20 protein-coding genes are annotated in these 20,510 nt (G+C 44.4%); 14 read left to right on the top strand and 6 right to left on the bottom strand.

All coding sequences use genetic code 11. The features are described 5' to 3' along the window. The first annotated feature begins 1 nt into the window (after window position 1). The 8 genes from E0496_RS09080 to E0496_RS09045 all read left to right on the top strand — a co-directional run bounded on the left by E0496_RS09080 (window position 2) and on the right by E0496_RS09045 (window position 6,683). Window positions 2-217: a cold-inducible protein YdjO-related protein gene (locus tag E0496_RS09080; RefSeq protein ID WP_139999061.1), complete on the top strand. Its 216-nt coding sequence runs from the start codon at window positions 2-4 to the stop codon at window positions 215-217. Window positions 218-411: 194 nt separating this feature from the next. Continuing rightward, entirely contained in the window at window positions 412-1,725 is a 1,314-nt protein-coding gene (locus E0496_RS09075; RefSeq protein ID WP_161601347.1) for a sensor histidine kinase, read from the top strand. A 20-nt stretch (window positions 1,726-1,745) separates the two neighbouring features. After that, window positions 1,746-2,387, top strand: coding sequence for a response regulator transcription factor (locus E0496_RS09070; RefSeq protein WP_139999057.1), 642 nt, complete (start codon window positions 1,746-1,748; stop codon window positions 2,385-2,387). A 161-nt stretch (window positions 2,388-2,548) separates the two neighbouring features. Beyond that, window positions 2,549-3,019: a thiol-disulfide oxidoreductase DCC family protein gene (locus E0496_RS09065; protein ID WP_161601346.1), complete on the top strand. Its 471-nt coding sequence runs from the start codon at window positions 2,549-2,551 to the stop codon at window positions 3,017-3,019. Next, a complete protein-coding gene (locus E0496_RS09060) occupies window positions 3,012-3,944 on the top strand; it encodes a DoxX-like family protein (RefSeq protein WP_141501260.1) in 933 nt (310 codons plus the stop codon). The genes E0496_RS09065 and E0496_RS09060 overlap by 8 nt, the downstream gene beginning before the upstream one ends. Continuing rightward, window positions 3,944-4,621 (top strand): DUF4166 domain-containing protein, encoded by a 678-nt coding sequence (locus tag E0496_RS09055; RefSeq protein WP_141501259.1) that lies wholly within the window; start codon window positions 3,944-3,946, stop codon window positions 4,619-4,621. The genes E0496_RS09060 and E0496_RS09055 overlap by 1 nt, the downstream gene beginning before the upstream one ends. 112 nt (window positions 4,622-4,733) lie before the next feature. Beyond that, a complete protein-coding gene (locus E0496_RS09050) occupies window positions 4,734-5,609 on the top strand; it encodes a radical SAM/SPASM domain-containing protein (RefSeq protein WP_141501258.1) in 876 nt (291 codons plus the stop codon). Between the two features lie 228 nt (window positions 5,610-5,837). After that, on the top strand, window positions 5,838-6,683 hold the full coding sequence (locus E0496_RS09045; protein ID WP_139999046.1) for an undecaprenyl-diphosphate phosphatase: 846 nt from the start codon (window positions 5,838-5,840) through the stop codon (window positions 6,681-6,683). A gap of 42 nt (window positions 6,684-6,725) precedes the next feature. Here E0496_RS09045 and E0496_RS09040 read toward each other — a convergent pair whose 3' ends face one another. After that, entirely contained in the window at window positions 6,726-7,955 is a 1,230-nt protein-coding gene (locus E0496_RS09040; RefSeq protein ID WP_141501257.1) for a voltage-gated chloride channel family protein, read from the bottom strand. 99 nt (window positions 7,956-8,054) lie between these two features. Next, window positions 8,055-8,399: a DUF5658 family protein gene (locus E0496_RS09035; protein WP_139999042.1), complete on the bottom strand. Its 345-nt coding sequence runs from the start codon at window positions 8,397-8,399 to the stop codon at window positions 8,055-8,057. Window positions 8,400-8,516: 117 nt separating this feature from the next. Between E0496_RS09035 and E0496_RS09030 the strand changes: the two genes are divergently transcribed. From E0496_RS09030 to E0496_RS09020, 3 genes are all read left to right on the top strand, one after another. Continuing rightward, a complete protein-coding gene (locus E0496_RS09030; RefSeq protein ID WP_241674651.1) occupies window positions 8,517-10,085 on the top strand; it encodes a glycosyltransferase family 2 protein in 1,569 nt (522 codons plus the stop codon). Window positions 10,086-10,222: 137 nt separating this feature from the next. Then, window positions 10,223-12,160: an ATP-dependent DNA helicase gene (locus E0496_RS09025; RefSeq protein ID WP_141501255.1), complete on the top strand. Its 1,938-nt coding sequence runs from the start codon at window positions 10,223-10,225 to the stop codon at window positions 12,158-12,160. A 312-nt stretch (window positions 12,161-12,472) separates the two neighbouring features. Then, window positions 12,473-13,393, top strand: coding sequence for a tyrosine-type recombinase/integrase (locus E0496_RS09020; RefSeq protein WP_241674706.1), 921 nt, complete (start codon window positions 12,473-12,475; stop codon window positions 13,391-13,393). A 107-nt stretch (window positions 13,394-13,500) separates the two neighbouring features. Here the strand turns inward: E0496_RS09020 and E0496_RS09015 are convergent, their stop codons facing one another. Both E0496_RS09015 and E0496_RS09010 read right to left on the bottom strand, forming a co-directional pair. Further along, the gene (locus E0496_RS09015; RefSeq protein WP_141501253.1) at window positions 13,501-14,301 is read right to left on the bottom strand and encodes a hypothetical protein; all 801 of its coding nucleotides are present in this window, start codon (window positions 14,299-14,301) and stop codon (window positions 13,501-13,503) included. 99 nt (window positions 14,302-14,400) lie between these two features. After that, window positions 14,401-15,240, bottom strand: a complete 840-nt coding sequence (locus E0496_RS09010) for a sugar phosphate isomerase/epimerase family protein (RefSeq protein WP_141501252.1) — start codon at window positions 15,238-15,240, stop codon at window positions 14,401-14,403. 272 nt (window positions 15,241-15,512) lie between these two features. Between E0496_RS09010 and E0496_RS09005 the strand changes: the two genes are divergently transcribed. Both E0496_RS09005 and E0496_RS09000 read left to right on the top strand, forming a co-directional pair. Further along, window positions 15,513-15,941, top strand: coding sequence for a GNAT family N-acetyltransferase (locus E0496_RS09005; protein ID WP_141501251.1), 429 nt, complete (start codon window positions 15,513-15,515; stop codon window positions 15,939-15,941). A 61-nt stretch (window positions 15,942-16,002) separates the two neighbouring features. Further along, on the top strand, window positions 16,003-16,641 hold the full coding sequence (locus tag E0496_RS09000; RefSeq protein WP_141501250.1) for a CatB-related O-acetyltransferase: 639 nt from the start codon (window positions 16,003-16,005) through the stop codon (window positions 16,639-16,641). 286 nt (window positions 16,642-16,927) lie between these two features. On the opposite strand, the gene E0496_RS08995 is transcribed toward E0496_RS09000, so the two are convergent. Then, window positions 16,928-19,174, bottom strand: a complete 2,247-nt coding sequence (locus E0496_RS08995) for a M56 family metallopeptidase (protein ID WP_141501249.1) — start codon at window positions 19,172-19,174, stop codon at window positions 16,928-16,930. Further along, window positions 19,171-19,548 carry a BlaI/MecI/CopY family transcriptional regulator gene (locus E0496_RS08990; protein ID WP_141501248.1) on the bottom strand — a complete coding sequence of 126 codons (378 nt, stop codon included), beginning with the start codon at window positions 19,546-19,548 and terminating at the stop codon, window positions 19,171-19,173. Before E0496_RS08990 ends, E0496_RS08995 begins: the two co-directional genes overlap by 4 nt. Window positions 19,549-19,887: 339 nt before the next feature. Between E0496_RS08990 and E0496_RS08980 the strand changes: the two genes are divergently transcribed. Further along, window positions 19,888-20,445 carry a hypothetical protein gene (locus tag E0496_RS08980; protein ID WP_206669736.1) on the top strand — a complete coding sequence of 186 codons (558 nt, stop codon included), beginning with the start codon at window positions 19,888-19,890 and terminating at the stop codon, window positions 20,443-20,445. Window positions 20,446-20,510: the final 65 nt, after the last annotated feature.

Genomic DNA, 20,510 nt, shown 5'->3' with positions numbered 1-20,510 from the left:
CGTGGCTATTAACGAAGACGATAAACCAAAATTGAAGGCAACAAAAATTTTCAAATGTAAAAATCCGGATTGCAAGGCATGGGTAAGAGACGAATTTGCAGCAACAGAGCAAACCTGCCCGATCTGCAAAGGGCCAATGCTCAGAAGCATGCGCCATTTGCCAGCAGTCCAAAACAAACCGAAGCCACAGCCTCGCAAACCGAAATCTGATTACTAGTAACGGAAGATCAATACTTAATAAAATCCCAATTCGCTTTCGAACAGCGGTTGGGATTTTTTTAATTATTGACAGCAAAGGAATGGATGAACCTATTCGCTTGATCCGAGATCGCATCTTTCGACTGTTGAACTATCAAACGTCCATTTGTGATACGATAGACTTACCAAATGAGGACAGGATGGTTGTTTAATATGCTCTTTTACTTTTTAGCATTATTTACGGCAGCCATCATTGTATGGTTAAACAACCGAAAAAATGAAGCAAACCGCTGGGCGGCCTTTTTCCTTGGCAGCGCCTCGATTGGCGGACTTTCCGATTTTCTTTTAAACTTAAGGTTAACTATCGTTGCCGAGGTATTGCAATTTCTTAATTATACTTTGACACCGTATGCGGTCATCATTTTCAGTCTTTCTTATTCAGGGTGGCTAACCGCTAGGCGCTCTATCCGTACATTCAAACTGTTCTTGTCCATGCCAATACCGTTCATGCTTATTCCCTTTTTCTTTTCAGATAACCGAACGTTATTTTTCAGTTTACTGCTGCTCTGGAGTGCGCCGTATTATCTAAGCACATGCTATTTCCTTGTTGCTTCATTTTGGAGAGAGCGGGACATTCGTCTCAAACGGAGCCGATTTATTTCAATGATCATTATCGTCCCTACACTGATTGCCGTTCTTTTCTTTATATACGTAGCGAAGGTTATATCACCTGATTTTGAATTTTTTAATTATATTTCTGTTTTTATCATCTATTCCCTTGCTGTCGCGCTGCTTTGTACATTCATGTACGGTGTGCTGGGAGTCAGGCTTCGTTTTGAGCATGATCCAATGGAGAATACGATGCGTGCAGTCAGTTCAGGAACGGCCATGCTCAATCACACGCTTAAAAACGAGATTGGCAAAATTGCAATCAGCACGGAAAATTTGAAATCCATGATCCCAGCTCCCGATGAGCAATCGAAGCAGCATATGCAGATTATTATGAATGCTTCCAATCACATGCTTGAAATGGTTGGCCGCATGCACAGCCAGATGAAGGATATCAGCCTTAAAGAGGATAGCGTACCGTTAGCGGACTTCATTGAGCATTGTTTGCTACAGCATGAAGGGCTTTTTAGAAGCTGCGGAGTGGCTGTAAACTGCGTGTATGAGCAGCATCCAACCCTACTATGCGATAAGGTCCATTTTAACGAGGCGCTCGGAAATGTTCTTATCAATGCTTGTGAAGCGATGCCAGGCGGAGGGACGATAGAACTCAAACTTGCAGCGCATCCGAATGGGGTGGAGCTCTCTATTCAAGATAGCGGGATTGGCATACCTAAAGAGAAGCTGGGAGAAGTGTTCGATCCTTTCTATAGCAGTGGGAAGACGGGAAGGAACTTTGGGCTTGGCTTGTCTTATGTGTACAATGTTATGCAGAAAAGCGGAGTGAAAGTCCGGATTACAAGCGTTGAGACGAAAGGGACCAAGGTGAGCTTTCTCTTGCCTAGGAAGAAGCTGCTATAAGTCGCTGAGGAGGTAATCGATTGAGCCATATTAAAGTTTTTATCGTTGAGGATGATGCTGACTGGATTAAGGCGCTCACATCTTATTTGAATAGAGAAGCTGACCTTCTTGTTGTCGGAGCCGCAACAAATGCAGTGGATGCGCTTCGCATGGCACAGACAACCGCTATCGACATCATTCTTATGGATATCCAGCTCGAAGGTAGCGCGCTAGACGGGATTCAAACTGCCATGCTAATGCATGAGAGCACTTCTGCAAAAATTATTATGCTGACGTCACTAAGTGACGAGAGCTCCATGACAAAGGCTTTTACGGCCGGTGCCTTGCAATATTTGGAGAAAACAAGGTTTCAGGAGCTTCCCCAGACGATTCGCGGAGTCTTTCACCATTCGGCACCGATGGAGGCACTGATTAAGGAGCTCGCAAGGCTAAAACGAGAAGAGCAGCTCAAACCATTGACCGGAGCGGAACGTGAAGTATTTGAGTTGATTGAGGCGGGTCATACGCAACCGCAAATTGAGCAGAAGCTGTTCAAAGCGGAAAGCACACTAAAAAACCAAGTAAATAAAATGCTGAAAAAATTCGGCGTGAGCAGCAGTAAGGCGGCAGTTGAAAAAGTTAGGCGAAGAGGCTTGCTTCAGAAGGACGAAACGGAAAACTGAGATTTTGCGAAATTGATGAATGTTGCGGTCACAAGCTATCGATATACAAAGAAGGGTACTACGTCGTGTAGTACCCTTCTTTGTGATGTTCTACGAAAGTTAGCACTGCCGAAGCAACCCAATGGCCATATAAAATGAGGAGAGAGAGGAAGCGAAAGACAATGAAGAATAAAAAAAATCATCATGGGGCTCCGAGTATACTGCTTGTTGATGGCCAATGCTTGCTATGCAATGGCATTACACATTTTGTTGTCAAAAGAGATAAAGCAAATCTTTTCCGCTTCGCTACGTTGCAATCACCGCTTGGACAGCAGCTGTTGCTTGAATGCAAGCTGCCAACGGAGGTTTTGGATACTTTCGTTATGGTGCAGCAAGGGAGCTTTCTCATCAAATCCGATGCTGCTTTACATGTTCTTGTTCGGCTTGGCGGGTGGTGGCGATTTGCAGTTGTAGGAAAGATAGTACCCCGCGTTTTGCGAAATGCGGCATATGATCTGATTGCGCGTAATCGGTATCGTTGGTTTGGCAGGGCAACCCATTGCATTCTGCCAACGCCAGATTTGATAAGCAGGTTTATGGATGGACAAATGCAGCCAGCAGACGTAAAGGCAGAGGGGGATGGGGATGAATAATAAACCTATCTATGTTGAGCTTGAAATCAAAGGATCAATGAGCGAGCTTTGGGAGCATACGCAAAACCCGCTGCTGCATGAGCAGTGGGATCTTCGGTTCACTCAAATTCGCTATTTGCCAAAAAGCCATTCAGCTTCCATACAGAAGTTTTTATACGAGACCCGAATCGGCTTTGGCATAAAAATTTCAGGTACGGGCGAATCCTTTCAAACTAATACAGCCTCTGCGTGCTATCGTAAATCTTCCTTGACCTTTGCCTCTGAGCAGCCAATCTCTTTGATTCGGAGAGGAGGCGGATACTGGAAATATGAAGCACATGCACATCAAATCACGTTTTCTACGCTCTATAGCTATCAAACCCGTTTCGGTTTGGCAGGTTCACTGCTGGATCGCTTCGTGTTCCAGCCCTTATTCGGGTACGCAACAGCTTGGAGCTTTGACCGCTTGCGCATATGGCTGGAGGAGCGAATCCCGCCTGCCGTCATTGCAGAGCGTGCAATCGTTCATTATTTGAGCGTAATGCTCTTAATGCTGATGTGGTGCTATGAAGGCCTTGTGCCTAAGTTGCTTTTCCCTGAAGCGGGAGAGCTGGCCGTCATGCAGCATATCGGTTGGTTCGATGGCATTGAAAAGACAGTGATTGGATTGCTTGGAGCTGCCGAGATCGGCTTGGGTTTGCTTACGGTAGGCTTTCACAGGAGAAGATGGATCTTTACTCTTCAAATGTTTTTACTTCTTGCACTGACTCTTCCGATTGCAATAGCAGAACCCGAGCTGTTCAAATCGCCATTTAATCCCCTTACATTAGCCTTGCCGATGGTCGGTTTATGCTGCACAGCGATGGTCAGCCGCTTGCACTTGCCTCAAGCGTCTCGCTGCAAGCGTGCATATCATAAATCTGCAAAGGAGAGTGGAATGAGCTGATGAGATCAATCTATGAACAGGCGCTCGGAGCTGATTTTGCCAAGCTTCATCCCCGAATTCAACAACGATTTGGGTTCTCCAGCCAAGACCGGACTGCATCGATTGGAAGCGGGGTCATGCACCATATTTGGTATAACAAGCTGGTCGCATTGCCGCTATTTTTCGGTACTTTGCGGCATATTATGTTTCCGAAGGGAGGCACTAACATTCCCTTTTCGATAGAAAATTTCGCATATAAAGATCATTACGGGAGGGAGACGGTCACTTGGATTCGCAAATTCCAATTCACTCGCTCCGTACAGTATTTTGATGCGACGATGGTTTACAGCGGAGAACGAGAAAGAATCGTTGATTATTTGGGAAACCAACAGCATCTAGCCGTTGATTTGGAGATAAGCGTCTCGGAAAATGGCGGCATAAAAATTTGCTCAGGAGATCAACGCTTTTATGAAGGATGGCTTCAATTCAAATGCCCAAATGTATTGACTGGCAAAGCCGAGGTCAACGAATGGTATGATGATCAGGAGAGCTGTTATAAAATAACTGTTGAGGTTCGCAACCCGATCATGGGGCGGGTTTTTCATTATGTTGGTTCTTTCCAGGCTGCCTTCATAACTACTGATTCAGAGAGCATTCCGATTGGCATACGACCTTTGCGGGAAGAAAAACGGGAATGATCAGCTGCTGTCGTATATTCCTTTTTGTCACTTTCCTTCTTCTCGTTGTATAATAGCAGAAGCAACGATAAGGAACACAGGCTGGACCTATGGGGAATGGAGTATATGACCAATGAAGAAGTTTAAAAAGTTTTATATAGAGACGACAAGCATCTGTAATTTATCCTGCAGCTTTTGTCCGCCTACGCTTCGCGCGAAAGGTTTTATTCAAGTGGAGGATTTCAAAAAGACGCTTGATCAAATCAAGCTGCATACCGATTATATTTATTTTCACGTCAAGGGGGAGCCGATGCTTCACCCGAAGATGGATGAGCTGCTTGATATTAGCCACGAGAAGGGTTTCAAAGTCAATATTACGTCTAACGGAACACTCATTACCAAAAACAAAGACAAGCTGCTGAATAAGCCGGCCTTGCGCCAAATTAATTTCTCGCTGCACAGCTTTGATGGACATGCCGGATCTACGAATAAAGAAGGCTATCTGGCTGAAATATTGGCATTTGTGAAGGAAGCGGTAGCCACAAGCAACATCATCATCTCCTTTCGGCTATGGAATCTGGATATGGACAATGAAACCAATCAACAGAAAAATAAAAACCGAGAGCTGCTCGGCATGATCGAGAAGGCTTTCGACCTTGATTATAAAATTGAAGAGAAATTCATTCCTGGCTCAGGAGTGAAAATTGCTGAACGCATTTATTTAAATCAAGACCCTGAGTTCAAATGGCCAGATTTGAAAGAGCCCGAATATAGCGGCAAAGGCTTCTGCCATGCGCTTCGCAACCAAGCAGGCATCCTCATTGACGGAACGGTCATTCCATGCTGCTTGGATGGCGAGGGAGTAATTAATTTAGGCAATATCCATGATACTCATTTTTCCGAAATTATCGAGAATGATCGATCAACCAAGCTGTATGAAGGATTTTCGAGACGGGAAGCGGTAGAGGAGCTTTGCCGAAAATGCGGTTATCGCCAGCGATTCGGCTGAACCCTCACCACTAGATTTACTATAGAAATAGCAGAAATTCGTCGTGCTGCATAGGTGGGCAAACGGCGTTTTTTCTTATGAAGCCACCTATCTAGCCAAGCTGTGAATTGCGAATAATCAAAGTCATCCGATGATTTGTTGGCTGTCACGGTTATGTGTTATGATTTGATACGTGCTTCCCTATTAAAACAATCTATGAATTCACACGGTTAGGAGATTCTACGGAACATGGACTTTTTTATTATTTTAAAAGCGATTATTTTGGGCATTGTGGAAGGCTTGACAGAGTTTGCACCTGTCTCCTCGACGGGACATATGGTCATTGTGGACGATATGTGGCTCCAATCGGAGCAATATTTGACGAAATACGTAGCGAATACGTTTAAAATCGTCATCCAGCTTGGCTCGATTTTGGCCGTAGTCATTATTTTCCGTAACCGATTTATTGATTTGCTAGGATTGCGGCGGGCCAAGCAACAAGAGGGACAGCAGGCAGTTGCAGGGCCTCAAAAAAGGCTTAAGCTTGCCCATGTGCTGGTCGGTCTGATTCCGGCAGGCGTGTTCGGTCTATTGTTCGATGACTACATCGATGAGTATTTATTCTCCATTAGAACGGTGCTCTTTGGGCTCGTCATCGGAGCGGTATTCATGATTATCGCGGATCGCTTCCGGCCAGCCAAGACGAAGGTGGAAACGGTGGACCAAATTACGTACAAGCAAGCGTTGTCGGTCGGTCTTATTCAATGCTTATCGCTTTGGCCAGGCTTCTCCCGTTCAGGATCAACAATCTCAGGCGGCGTATTGCTAGGGATGAGTCACCGCGCCGCAGCGGACTTCACCTTCATCATGGCGGTTCCGATCATGGCGGGTGCGAGCTTGCTCTCGCTGGCGAAAAATTGGCAATATTTCACGTTGGAATCGCTGCCGTTTTTTATTGCGGGATTTCTGAGCGCTTTTGTCTTTGCACTTCTGTCGATTCGTTTCTTCTTAAAGCTGATCAACAAAATCAAGCTCGTGCCTTTCGCGATTTATCGGATCGTGCTGGCAGCCGTTATTTATATCGTCTATTTCTAAAATGCAAAAAACCTGCTTCCCAAAATGTTGGGAGCAGGTTTTTTAGTTCACTTTAGATTCGCCGATTGGCTTTTGCGACTCGTAAATTCCTAACTTGCCGGAGCAGAGAAAGGCGATCATACAGCCCATAAACAAATAGATCGCTCCTTCGGAGCCAAATATTTCAATTCCCATAATAAAGCAGGCAATCGGCGTTTTGGCTGCACCGCTGAATACCGAAACAAAGCCGATGGCTGCCAAGAGCGGAACGGGTACGGCAAGCAAGCCGGCGAGAGCGCTCCCTAGCGTCGAGCCTATGACAAAGAGCGGAGTGACCTCGCCGCCTTGAAAGCCTGTCCCTAGCGTAAGTGCCGTAAATGCGGTTTTCAGCAAAAAAACAGCGGGAGAGACTGTCTCTTGAAAGGATTGCTGTATGAGCGGAATGCCTAGGCCCAAATAATCGCGTGTACCTAACGCGTAGACGAGAGCGATAATCAAAATGCCGCCGACCGCACTTTTTACTATTGGATTTGCTATCCATTTGCTAAATAACCGCTTTAAGCTTCGTGTCAATTGAATGAAGAGAAGCGCCGCCAAACCAAACAATACCGAAGCACCGATAACTTTAATCGTGAGAAGCAGCTGTAGAGGCGGTACATTACCAATGGCATAATGAATATGCTTAATCCCCCAGGCGGTAGTCACAAGATGCCCAACGAAACTGGCGATAAAACAGGGAAGCAGCGCCTCATAGCTAATCAACCCTATCGCTAACACTTCCAAGCCAAATAGCGTCCCCGCAAGCGGAGTTCCGAATACAGCGCCGAAGCCACTGCTTATCCCGCACATGAGAATGATTTTGCGATCCAAAGGCTTAAGCTTGAATGGCTTGCCCACCCATTCTGCTAAGCTCCCGCCCATTTGGACCGCTGTTCCCTCTCGGCCGGCAGAACCGCCAAACAAGTGGGTGACAAGCGTACCGAAGAGGACGAGCGGAGCCATACGCAACGGAACGGCGCCGTCACCGGAATGAATCTGTTCAATAATGAGATTATTGCCTTTGCCCGCTTCTTTCCCATACTTTAGATAGAGATAGCTGACGAGAGCACCGCCAATAGGAAGCAGCCAGAGCAGCCAGGGATTCTGGAGACGAGTTTCCGTCACCCAGTCGAGGGCAGTAAGAAAAAGTGCAGAAGCAGTTCCGGATAATAGGCCTACCGTTCCTCCGATTAGCAGCCATTTCAGTAAAAAAAATAGAAGAGAAAGCGGAGAAACCAGCCTTTTCTTAATCATGTTAATAAAGCCCCTTTGATGTCTCCTATGTTCAAATGTAAGATACCAAAACTTCTAACTATTATTATACCGCACTCCTAGTGGAGGTAAAGAAGATCATCAGAAAAGTTCAAATACAATAGCTCCTTCCCGCACGCCAAACGAAATCCAAATCAAGTGATAGATATTCACGGCAAAATAAAGAGTGGTTGTAAGAAGAATACAGGGGTTGATCCATTTGCGGCTGCTTGTCTTGCAATAAAGCAAAAAAAGCAAAACGGGCAGTACGAGCTTTAAACTATAGTAGCCTGCAACGTTCCAATCGTACACTTGTTTAATGAGAGGGTTCATTTCTTCAATGAGCTGCATTCGTAGCCCAATGTCTGTGAAAAAGGCATCTGCGAAGCATAGAAAGAGTAGACCGAGAAGCAGCGGGTTTAGATCCCATTTCTGAATAGCAGCCATAGCGGTGACACCTCCGTTAAAAATAAAACCACAAGGAAATCGCATATTAGATGCATATGTCTCATAAGGATTAACATTCCTAAGGAATCTCCACCTTGGAATAGAGGAGGCATAGCGTTGAAACGAATTTTAATCGGAAGTCCTATTCGTCAGAAACCCGCGGTATTGCGTTACTTTCTTGCCTCGCTGGAGCGGCTGGCGAAGGATGATTTTCATGTCGATTATTACTTTATCGATGACAATGATGACGAATTATCCTCGAAGCTGTTGAATGAATTTATTACAAAGCAGCAGGAAACAGAAGGAAGCCATACGATTCTTCAACGAAGCGATTCCATGACTCCCTATTCCAGGGATGAATTCACACATTATTGGAGCAATGATTTAATTGATAAAATAGCTAACTGGAAAGATCACATGATCCATAAGGCCAGAGACCAAAGCTATGACGGATTATTCCTTATTGATTCGGATTTACTGCTGCACCCTCAAACGCTAGTATCATTGCGTTCATCGGGCAAGGATATTATTTCAGCTATCTTTTGGACCCAGTGGCAGCCGAATACGATGGAGCTTCCTCAGGTGTGGCTTAAGGATACGTATTGGCCGTTTCAAAATGATCGTACATTGAATGCCGGCGACGGGGCAGAAGCGGCGGTTCTTTTTCTTATCAAACTGAGAGTTCCCGGTTTTTATGAAGTAGGAGGGCTGGGCGCCTGCACCTACATTGATCGAAATGCATTGGAGCAGCCGATTTCGTTCAGAACGATTCCGAATGTTTCTTTATGGGGCGAGGACCGTCATTTCTGTATTCGATCGGCAGCGATTGGCCTAAATCTGCATGTCGACACTCACTACCCCGCTTTTCACGTATACCGGGAATCTGATCTTGTAAGGGCGAAGCTGTTTATGGAATCAACAGGCAGTGTGCCTGTGGAAGAACCACCAACTTCCATCGCAACGGGTCCAACGATTATTGTACCGGCGGCTGGGCCTAAGCTTACTTTGTCCATGATTGTAAAAAATGAAGGGGATCGTTTTTTGCGTGAAGCATTGGAGCACCACCGTCAGTATATCGACCATGCGGTCATTATTGACGATGGAAGCACGGATCATACGGGAGAGATCGTACATGAAGTATTGGCTGGCATACCATTAACCTATATTAAAAACGAAAGCTCTCAATTCCATAATGAGGTGAAGCTTCGAACGCAGCAATGGCAGGAAACGATAAGCTTACGGCCGCAATGGATTTTGAATATGGATGCGGATGAATACTTTGAGGATAGATTTCAATTAGATTTGCCTGTTCTGCTCAATGATCCGGAAGCCTATGTTTTTCTGTTCCGCCTTTATGATTTTTGGTCGCCAGATGAATATAGAGAAGACCAGTATTGGAATGCCCATTCCGTATACCGGCCGTTTCTCTTGAAATATGCGGAGGAGTATACGTACGAGTGGAAGCAAACGCCGCAGCATTGCGGCAGGTTTCCGCAGAATATTTATGGTCTCGCCAATAAAACGTCCAGCCTGCGCGTAAAGCATTGGGGCTGGGCGCGGGAACAGGATCGTCTGCACAAGTATGAACGGTATAAACAGCTAGATCCGGATGCGGTTTATGGGTGGAAGGAACAGTATGAATCCATTCTAGATCCTCACCCTCATTTAATCAAATGGACAGAATAAGCGAATTGTTTGCAAAATCTTTGACTATGCCGCACTCTAGTGATATATTTGAGTGTACGCTTAGTACAGGAGATTTCACAGTCGGCTGCGTGCTTGCACGCAGCCGTTTGTGCCTACTATATGGAGGCAAGCTACCCGTGAATAAATATCCGTTTGATTTTGACCCGAAACAACCCTTTATCCAACAGGCAAGTGATTGGATTGCCGACGTTTTTTATGAGAAGCTGCCAGAAGCTGGCTTCGAAATTAGAGACGAGCAAATTTATATGGCTTTCCAGCTCGAACGCGCATATGCCGAGAAACAAACGATTTTTGCCGAAGCAGGCGTCGGTACAGGCAAAACGTTCGTGTATCTCCTCTATGCAATTAGTTATGCAAGATATACGCGAAAACCGGCCATTATCGCATGTGCCGATGAGTCGCTGATCGAACAGCTCGTAAAGCCCGAAGGGGATATCGCCAAGCTTGCGCGTTATTTGGATTTGACTATCGATGCGAGATTAGGGAAATCAGCAGATCAGTATATCTGTTTAAACAAGCTCGATGACGTAAGATCTGGACAAGATGATGCGGAGCTATTTGACAGTATTTATCAAGGCCTCCCAAGCTTTGTGCAAAAGCCGGATTCGATGCAAAGCTTTTATCCTTACGGAAACCGCAAGGATTACCCGAGCTTGAATGATGATCAGTGGAACAAACTGGGCTGGGATGTGTTCCAGGACTGCTTAGTCTGCGACGTGAGACATCGCTGCGGCCAAACGCTCTCTCGTGATCATTATCGTAAAGCAGCAGATGTTATTATTTGTTCGCATGATTTTTATATGGAGCATATTTGGACCTATGAAGCCCGTAAACGCGAAGGACAGTTGCCGTTGCTCCCAGAGTACAGCTCCGTTGTATTCGATGAAGGCCATTTACTGGAAACGGCTGCCCAGCAAGCATTGACTTATAAATTGAACCATGCCGTTTTTGAAGGTATTGTCACTCGGCTCCTTCAGGAAGAAATACGGGAATCACTTGCCGTAGCCGTCGAGGATGCTATCACTCAGAGCGAATATTTGTTTAAACTGATGAATAAAAACAGTAAGAAAGTGCCCGCATCAGATCGGAAAGAAATCATTTGGAGCGAGGAATTGATCCGTGAAATTAACCGTTTGCAGGACACGCTCTCTGTTATTGAAGAAGAGCTGGTCTTCGAGAGCGGCTTATATACGATCGATACGTATCAGTTGAAAATCGTGGAAGAGCATTTGGAAATGATCCAATTTGCATTGTCCTTATTCAAGAAAGAGGACAAGCCTATCAGTTGGGTATCTCAGGACAAGGAAGGAACTTCGCTTGTCATTATGCCGAAATGGGTGAAGGAAGTGTTGAAGGAGCAGGTGTTTTCCCGTAAAATGCCGATTGTTTTCTCCTCAGCAACCCTGTCGGTAAATGGATCGTTTGACTATATGATGGATATTTTGGGCATGGACAGCTCTATTTCCTTCTCGGTACCATCGCCTTACGATTATGAGCAGCAGATGAGTGTTGAACTTCCGCATACCGATTCGGATACGACGCTCACTAAAAAAGTGGAAGCTGCCTGCCGCTTGCTGAAGCAAACGGGCGGCAGAAGCCTGATCTTGTTCCCCTCAATGGAACAGTTGGAGCAGTTTAAAGCCGAATTGGAGCATCACGCCGATGCAGCGGGCTTCACCTTCTATTATGAGGGCTCAAGCGAAATTAGTTACCTAATCGAGCAGTTTCAAAATAACGAAGCCAGTATTTTATGCGCCGTAACCCTTTGGGAAGGCTTGGATATTCCAGGTCCGTCCTTATCGCAGGTCATTGTATGGGAGCTGCCATTTCCTCCTAACGATCCATTGTTTGCAGCAAGGCGCAACGATGCTATATCGCCGTTTGAGCAGGTAGATATGCCATACATGCTATTGCGGCTTAGACAAGGAATAGGTCGGTTGATTCGAACGCGTGAAGACAGCGGAAACATCGTTATCTTCGGCGAGAAAATGAATGATGCTTATGTTCGGGAGCAGGTAGAACACATTTTACCTAAAGGCGTGGCGCTCACTTAGTTAGAGCTGAACAAAATAAGGTTGATTTAAGAGAAGAGGGGCTAACAGCCTTTCTTCTTTTTTTTTATTTCTACAAACAATGGATTGGGATGAGACTTTTAACCGAGCAGAGGTCAATTACGACGTAACGCTAAAAATCACTGAAATGGGTGAAAAACAGGGACATTAACGGAAAAATACGGGCAAAAAAATTGCGTGAAATACATATTTCACGCAATTTGCATTTATATCTACTTTTCAGTTAAGATACTAGAGTAGTAGTCACTTAAATAGAGTACATAATTGCATAAATTTGGGGGATTTAACTTGCGTATGAGGCAGCACGAGGTCATGGATTGTTACGGAACCGAACTAGAGCTTTTTTCCATCTGGATGAAAAATAAAGGAATGACCAAATCGACCCATCAAGCCTATTTGAGCGATGTCGGGTATTTTTTGCAATCCGTTTATCCAACCGAGATGAAGCTCATTGCGAAAATGGATATTATGCGCTATATGGCGCTGTGTCGGGAAAATGGAGCAGGAGACGAAGCACGTAACCGCAAGCTGTCGTCTTTGCGTTCTTTTTTTAAAGCGCTAATTGAAATGGAGCATTTGTCAGCTAATCCAGCGGCCCTCATTGCAAAATCCAAACAAGAAAAAAACCGCATTCCCGTTTATTTGGAAGAGAATGAGCTCGAGGAGTTATTCCATGCAATAAAAGGGAAATATTATATTCGAAATGCGGCAATCGTCTTGCTGATGGCCTATGCGGGACTTCGTGTTGGCGAGGTTCACCGAATGAACGTGCAGGATTTCCGACAGGACGGCTCGATTCATATTTTGGGGAAAGGGCGGAAGTGGCGGGTGATTCCTCTCCCTGAAGCTTTGCAAAGCTTTTTGAATGAAGCGCTTGAGGATCGCAAGGATTCGCGGCAGGGGAAGGAACAGCCGTTCTTTGTATCGCAGTTTGGCCGTAGATTATCCATACGGATGATTCAGACGGTTGCCGATGATACGATAAAGCAGCTGAAGGATGTTTTGCCATCGCTCGCGGACAAACAGTTGTCCAGCCACAAGCTAAGACACTCTTTCGCCACGATGCAAATCCGAAGCGGTACCGATATCCGAACGCTTCAAGAACTGCTTGGTCATGCAAGTATAGAGACGACCCAAATTTATACACATATTGATAATAAACAGCTGCGGCGTGCTATGGATAATATTTCCACTAAAATTCCGGCGAGAAAATAAAACAGTTAACATAATTATAGTTATGTTAACTTATTATAATATGAAGTATGCTTCGATAAAAAAAGCTGTTGACCGATAGAATTCTATCGATCAGCAGCTTTTCGAATTTATACGGAACCGGCAAGAACAAGCTTGCGTCTTTCTTCACGCTCTTCAGGCAGCATCCGCGGACAAGTATAACATTTTTGTCCATCAACCCGGCAATCGTACATGCAGCAAGCCGAACGAATCATTGCTTTTCCGTTCGGCGGTGACCACGGATTGTCAATATAACGAGGCTTATGAATGAAAGGGCTTCGCTTGCGGTTAAATACCTCTGCCGGAAGCCCGACAAGGACGTCAAAATCACTTTTGAAACGATCAACGAGTGTTTGATCCTTAATATTTTCCTCTATATATTCAACCACAGATAGAAATAGTGTGCCAACCTGATTCCAGATCATCCCTGATTTTAAATTTGCGCTGGAGGCCACTGCTTCTACAATACCGTTAATTTCTTGGTTAAAGAAGGAGCTAAAGGCGTTCTCCAGAAAGGTTTTACGCTCCTGCTCGTCAGTTGGAACCTCGGTCCAGCGAAGCTCCTTGATCTTGAAACCCAAATGGGCATGGTCATCATGCTTCTCTAGCTGATAAATGAGATTATGTAATGATAAATCCAAATACCGGTTGTATTGCGCGGAGAAGATTAGATTCGTAATGCACAAATGAAAGAAGGAGGTGCCAACGAAGGAGGCTGGCAGCTGCATTCCAATCGCTTGCACCATTTCTCCGGCTTTAACTAGCGTAGCATGCGAGATGGCCTGATCTAGAAAATCAGTGGCGGGCAGCTCGTAATACGGATGGTCTGCACCTTTTGGAGAAATGTGAAAAAAGCTTTCAACAAGCGTAAAATCCATGTCCTGTGTCATCAGCGCACTCCCTTAGCGATCAAAATAAAAATACTTATAGAGTATTTGATTTATCGATAACGATTATCATTCTTTCAACTCTATAAGTATAGGAGCGGACTAACGTGCTGTCAATACAAAAGGCGCGGTTATGGCTTTCACACGGGCAAGTCCTTCCCACATATCACCGGGACCATCATAAATAAGGACATAGGCGCCGTCAAAACCTACCTCTTGTACTTTTTCCAAATAAGCAACAAGCTCTTCTTGATCGGGAAAACCATCGCTGTCATAGGTCGGCTTTACGTGGACGGAGACACTTAATGGCGTTGTCGCCCCAATCTCGTCTGTTTTGCCTATGCCATGATAATTCCCAAAATCGGTAATGAAACCAACGGATTTTTCTGCTTGCCCAAGCAGCTCAAGGCTGCTGATAGCGGTAGAGGTTAATGCTTTGAAATTTTCGGTTATGACGTGAATACCTTTAGGTGCGGCATATTGCGCCAGTTCATGGAGTGAAGCAGCAGAAAGCTGCAATGCTGCCTTATCCGTTGGCAAAGCTTCGCCTGCTATGACACGAATCTGTTTCGCACCGCAAAGAGAAGCGATGTCGATCCATTGTTTAATAAATGCCTTATCGGCCGTCCTTCTGTTTTCGTCGGCATTCGTTAGGTCACCATAGTCAAGCAGCAGCGTGTCGAACCGCATCCCTGCAGATTGGAATGAAGCACGAAGCTCTTCTAAATATTCGGGCTCTGTCGATGGGAAATGAAAATGACAAACTTCAAGAGCTTGATATCCTCTGGAAGCAGCTTCAGCAGGCAGCTCCAGCAGTGTGTGTACCAGTGGTTGTTCTTGTTCGGTGGTGGCATGTTTTCCCGATTGGGCATCCCATACGGTCCAATGCAGCGGACCTAATATACGGTGCAAACTCCAAGTGCTAATCGAAAGATAAGACATGTTTTATCCCGCCTCTTCTAAAATGAATTTCTTATTCCTAGCATAGCATTTCAACGATTGAAAAAAACGGTCTGCATTTGGCGAATAGTTCCTCTCGTTGGTGATTTTCCTGCAACTTGAATCCTTATTCAGCGCTAGCTGCCGAAGCCGTCATCTCTTTAGCATTGAAATGCTGCTAAGTTTTTGCATCTTGGACAGTTAGCTTTATAATAAGAGATATAGCTGATACGAGTCAGCAACAAAAGAGAAGCACGAATGGAAGGTAGATGATGATGGAGACGAAACGTATTACGACAGATGAGCAATTAGAGGAAGCCTTCCGCATTCGGAAAACGGTTTTTGTGAAAGAACAGGGCGTCGCGGAGGAAGTAGAGCTCGATGAATTTGATGATACAGCATCCCATGTGCTTGTTTATTACGAGAACGAGCCCGTCGGTACCGGAAGGGTCCGCATCGTTGAAGATATGGCTAAGCTGGAGCGGATTTGCGTACTTGCATCCCATCGTAAACATCGTTTGGGACAAGCGATCATGGAGGAATTGGAGGCAATTGCTAAGGAAAAAGGCGTAGTTAAAGCGAAGCTGCACGGGCAAGTACAGGCTGCTGCATTTTATGAGAAGCAAGGCTACGAAGTCGCATCGACAGTGTTCATGGAAGAAAATATTCCTCATGTTAAGATGGTTAAAGATTTATCGCATTAATTTTTTTCTAAGCTTTCGCTTAGATGGGCTGAACAATGATTTTTTTGAGGAGCGATGCTGAATGTCTGGACCAGATCCAACTCATGTTTTCCCCATGAAAAGTATTAGAAGCTTATGCTTCTTGAGAAATATCGTCGTTAATCCTCAAATTGAAATTGGGGATTATACGTACTATGATGATCATCAAAATCCGTTGGATTTCGAGAAAAACGTGCTTTATCTTTTTGACTTTATCGGTGATAAGCTGAAAATCGGTAAGTTTTGCGCGATCGCATCCCAAGTTAAATTTATTATGAATGGTGCAAATCATAATACCGGTGCCTTCACCACTTTTCCATTTGGAGCATTTGGCGGGGATTGGGTGAGTGGGTTGGACAATTTAAGCGGGGGCTTCAAAGGCGATACCGTCATCGGGAACGATGTATGGATCGGCTATAACGCTACCATTATGCCAGGAATTCAAATTGGTGACGGAGCGATCATTGCCTCACATGCGATCGTGTCCAAAGACGTTCCTGCGTACTCAATCGTTGGAGGGAATCCAGCCAAACTGATTCGACGTCGATTTGATGAGGAAGTCATAGAGATTCTCACATCAATGAAATGGTGGGACTGGGAGATCGCGAAAATAACCGAGAACATTCCGATTTTGACGAGCAGTAACGTCAATGATTTGAAATCGTTAATGAAGCAGCATTAAACATATGATTTGACTCTTCATCATTAATAGGTATGCAATTCATGAGGCCGTTCAAGCAGTATTAAGCTGCTGTTGAACGGTTTTTTAAAATTGTCTTTAAAGGGGGAGAGGATCAGAATTTCACAAATAGTTAATCAGCAATCAGGTTCTTTAATGGTCGTAACGACGTTAGAGTGGTTGCTTGTTTTAAATCAAATCTAGAAAAATAATATGCTCGCAGTTTCATTGTAGTAATGGGACAGACTACAAACGCTGAATCCTAGGTTAATTGGATTCAGCGTTTGTATTATTGGACAGTAGCGAGTACTAAAGCTTCAAGATTTTCTTCCTGGTGTTTGTCGACTCCAAGGAAAAAAACCGTATAATAAATACCGTCTTGCTTCCACACATAATACGTTTGAGATTTGAACTTCAATTGATTGTTATCCAAATGGATAGGCTCCCAATAGATATGATCCTTATCTGCATATGCCGATATTTCGATACCGTTAATCTCCAATTTGTGCAAGAACGACAACTTGCTCGCATCCACAATAGGCGCTTTGCTCTGATAATAATCCATCGAGTCATTTGTATCATAAATGGAGGAATTGTAAGGAACGCGATAACTAATCATCAAGGCGTCTGTGTCCGGTCTAATGTAGAACCCGGTGTTCTGATCGTCAGCCTGCTGCAAAACCGAATCGGAAAGTTTAAGACCATAGTCTGATAGGGCAAACGGGAATTTCACTGGAAAGCCAAGAATCTGTTTTGCTTCTTGCAAATCCGTCTCATCATATAAAGGGAATGAATTGCCCTCACCCTTATAATCGACAGATTGTACTTGGTCTGGCAATGCAAATGACTGAACAACGTTTACCAGCTCTTCTTGTATAAGATCAGCGCTATAATAATTGATCGAATACGTTACATCGTTTTCCTGCCATACAAAGCTTTTGGCTGTTTCAGATTTTTGCTTATATTTGGACCTTGCAGTTGTGTACATAATACCTTTCATACTTCCTAATGTCAGGTCTTCTTGCCGGTAAGAAGGAGTACGGCCCGATTCTTGGGAATACGAAGCCCCCCACAATAATTGATGCTCCAGCAAAGTGCCGCTTCCTTTGGAAGCTTTTATCTCAAAATTTTGCTCGCCTTGTTGGCCAAAGTTCGATACGAAAGTGATCGTAACGAGTTCAATTAAGTCTGATTTATTGGATTTACTGAAATTCTCATTTAAATCCACGTTTCTTAGGCGATACCCTTCGGGCAGATAATCGGGCACTTTAAAGTCAAACGTTGAAAAAGCGAGCGCCCGGTCCAGATTATGAAACCATTTGAATGATGGAATCGGTCTGTCGATCTGAAAGGAGGAAACCGTATTCTCATCGTTTGAATCCGCTGCCTGAGAAGCATTTGAATTCACATTGGCGTTGGTAAGCAAAACTGCGCTCAAGACTAATATCAACACAATAGCCGTGGCAGACAGCTTGTATGAACCTTGTTTGAACTTCGTAATCATCATAACTCTCCGTTTCGTCTCATTCTTGTTGTTGAAGAAAAATGAAAGATTAATCCGTGGATGAGAGCTTCGAGAAGTGAAACGCGACAACTGAAGGAGTGTCATGCCATAAGACGAAGATTCCTGCTCACCCAGCGCTTCAAGCACGACCGCATCACAGGCCATTTCCCGATCGGAGGCCATTTTTTGCCGCGCCAGCCAAACCAAAGGATTAAACCAATGTAGCCATACCGCTAACGTCCATAAGGAATTGAACAATAAATCTTTGCGTTTATAATGTGCCATCTCGTGTAGAAGAACGTGTCTCAATTGCTGGGAATCTGCGATGACAACCATATCTTCCGGTAAATAAATGCTAGGCTTTAACATTCCGTAGATCCATGGGCTCTGAAAACCGCTTATCTCATAAACCGGAATGTTTGGTTTCATACCGAGTTGTTTACTGCACGCTTTAAGAACAGAAAGTACCTCTTCATTGTTGATCCGGTGGGCGAATCGGAGTTGTTTTCTGAATCTTAGTGTCACAATCAGGTAATACATACTGAGAAATACTAATCCTCCAAGCCATATCCATAAGCCGATTTTAAGGATATTTGACCCACCCCGATCTTGCTCGCCGCTGTGAGAGAGAGGAGTTGCTGTTAACAAATCAGAATCCTCAAGCCGGGATGCCGATAAATCGAAAGGCAGAGCTTCTTCTGAGCGTTGTTGTAAGACTGCCTTCGTTTCGTCGCTGGATCCGAAAGTGTCCGCTCTTTGCTTAACGGATCCGGAATTATCAGCAGGATGGCTTTGATCGGTTGTCCATTGATCTGCTATCGCTTGCGGCACCAGATTAAACAAACTGATAGAACTCGACGGACCAACAGGTACAAGCAGTTTAATTAATACAAGGAACCACAAGACATGAATGAATCTAGGTGTAAGCCGCAGATGGAACAACTTCCGAATGAAAACCAGTAATAAGATGATTGCCGCCGATGCCAACGATGCATTCAAAATAAGGGAGAACATCGTCTTCATGAATATCATGAGTTCTTCTTCTTTTCCAGCAGTTGTTGAAGCTCCTCGATATCTTTCTCGGATAAAGACTCTTCCTCAAGAAATTTCGTACACAGCATGCCTACAGCCCCGTTATAAACTCTGTCTAGAAAGGATCGGTTCTCGGCTTTTAAGTATTCTTCATGTGAAACCAACGAATAATAGAGATAATTTCTGCCGGCCTTTTCGAAACGGATCGCATTCTTCTTGTGCAGGCGGTTAAGAAAGGTTTTGATCGTCTGATCCGTCCAGCTCATCTGATCCGACAACTTCGAAATAATATCATAAGCAGACAAAGGTTCCTTCTGCCATAGAAGCTTCATTACTTGGCTTTCGGCTTCGGTTATGTGGGGAAAGCTGCTCATCTTCTTCACCTCTTTTATATAATTTGTTTACAAGCGTAAACGTTAATTTTAGTTTATGCTTGTAAACAAAGTAAGTCAAGTAGAGAATGTCTCCAGCAGTCAAAAGTATGTTATTGGCTTAACGTACGTTTTCCGTGTTTTGTTGTCGGTACTTCTTAAAGAAATTCGGTAAAAAACACAAAAATGTGAAACCTTTTTCTTGGAATTAGGGTCTAGAGAACAAGGGGGGGGAATTTATTGCGAAAATATCGGAATTTAGTGCTTCTGAGCAGTCTGCTGCTTAGTATGATGATCATTTTTCTGCCTACGGCGGTCTTTGCGTGTTCCTGCGTAGAACCGTTGAGTGTTGAAGAGCAAATAAGCCACTCAGACACTGTTTTTGCAGGCCGAGTTCTTGAAGTGGAGGCTAGCAAGGAAGGTTATACGAACACGAAAGCCGTACGTTTTGAAGTAAGCGAAATTTGGAAGGGCGCTGAAGAATCGCAAATCATCATCTTTACTGGCTCTGGCGGAGGAGATTGTGGAATTAGCTTTACAGAAGGCACGGAATATCTGGTATACGCTCAAAACTCGACTATGTATGGCGATAAAGAGCTGCTCGTAACCATTATGTGCGATCGAACGAGGCCATTGATCCAAGCAAAAGAAGATTTAATGATTTTAGGTGAAGGTAAGGAACCAGCCAATATCGTTAATTTAGAAGATGATTTCAATAACCGTACAGAAAATAAACGGTCTGAAGAAGTGAAAAAACAAACCCAACCAAACGAAGGAGAAGTCGGCAAGGTCCTTCAAGATAAGAACACCAGCAAGGAATTCTTTATAGGGCTTGCAGCGGCAGTAGTAGTGCTGTTCGGGATTGTTATTTATTTCGTTAGAAGCAAGACGAGAAAGTAAGCAGGTTATAAGGAATGCTTATGGAAATTTAGCAACCGCCTATGACTTCAGATTCATCCCAATTA

The sequence above is a fragment of the Paenibacillus luteus genome (assembly GCF_006542765.1).
Classification (GTDB): domain Bacteria; phylum Bacillota; class Bacilli; order Paenibacillales; family Paenibacillaceae; genus Pristimantibacillus; species Pristimantibacillus luteus.
Note: the sequence above shows the minus strand (reverse complement) of the source record. Positions and strands in the feature narration are given on the sequence as shown.

What these genes read in the sequence shown, in the direction of transcription:
- E0496_RS09045 (WP_139999046.1), top strand. Translation starts at nt 5,838, where the DNA reads ATGGACTTTTTTATTATTTTAAAAGCGATTATTTTGGGCATTGTGGAA.
- E0496_RS09015 (WP_141501253.1), bottom strand. Translation starts at nt 14,301, where the DNA reads ATGACACAGGACATGGATTTTACGCTTGTTGAAAGCTTTTTTCACATT.
- E0496_RS09050 (WP_141501258.1), top strand. Translation starts at nt 4,734, where the DNA reads ATGAAGAAGTTTAAAAAGTTTTATATAGAGACGACAAGCATCTGTAAT.
- E0496_RS08990 (WP_141501248.1), bottom strand. Translation starts at nt 19,548, where the DNA reads ATGAGCAGCTTTCCCCACATAACCGAAGCCGAAAGCCAAGTAATGAAG.
- E0496_RS09000 (WP_141501250.1), top strand. Translation starts at nt 16,003, where the DNA reads ATGTCTGGACCAGATCCAACTCATGTTTTCCCCATGAAAAGTATTAGA.
- E0496_RS08995 (WP_141501249.1), bottom strand. Translation starts at nt 19,174, where the DNA reads ATGATATTCATGAAGACGATGTTCTCCCTTATTTTGAATGCATCGTTG.
- E0496_RS09010 (WP_141501252.1), bottom strand. Translation starts at nt 15,240, where the DNA reads ATGTCTTATCTTTCGATTAGCACTTGGAGTTTGCACCGTATATTAGGT.
- E0496_RS09060 (WP_141501260.1), top strand. Translation starts at nt 3,012, where the DNA reads ATGAATAATAAACCTATCTATGTTGAGCTTGAAATCAAAGGATCAATG.
- E0496_RS09055 (WP_141501259.1), top strand. Translation starts at nt 3,944, where the DNA reads ATGAGATCAATCTATGAACAGGCGCTCGGAGCTGATTTTGCCAAGCTT.
- E0496_RS09035 (WP_139999042.1), bottom strand. Translation starts at nt 8,399, where the DNA reads ATGGCTGCTATTCAGAAATGGGATCTAAACCCGCTGCTTCTCGGTCTA.
- E0496_RS09005 (WP_141501251.1), top strand. Translation starts at nt 15,513, where the DNA reads ATGGAGACGAAACGTATTACGACAGATGAGCAATTAGAGGAAGCCTTC.
- E0496_RS09020 (WP_241674706.1), top strand. Translation starts at nt 12,473, where the DNA reads ATGAGGCAGCACGAGGTCATGGATTGTTACGGAACCGAACTAGAGCTT.
- E0496_RS09075 (WP_161601347.1), top strand. Translation starts at nt 412, where the DNA reads ATGCTCTTTTACTTTTTAGCATTATTTACGGCAGCCATCATTGTATGG.
- E0496_RS09040 (WP_141501257.1), bottom strand. Translation starts at nt 7,955, where the DNA reads ATGATTAAGAAAAGGCTGGTTTCTCCGCTTTCTCTTCTATTTTTTTTA.
- E0496_RS09065 (WP_161601346.1), top strand. Translation starts at nt 2,549, where the DNA reads ATGAAGAATAAAAAAAATCATCATGGGGCTCCGAGTATACTGCTTGTT.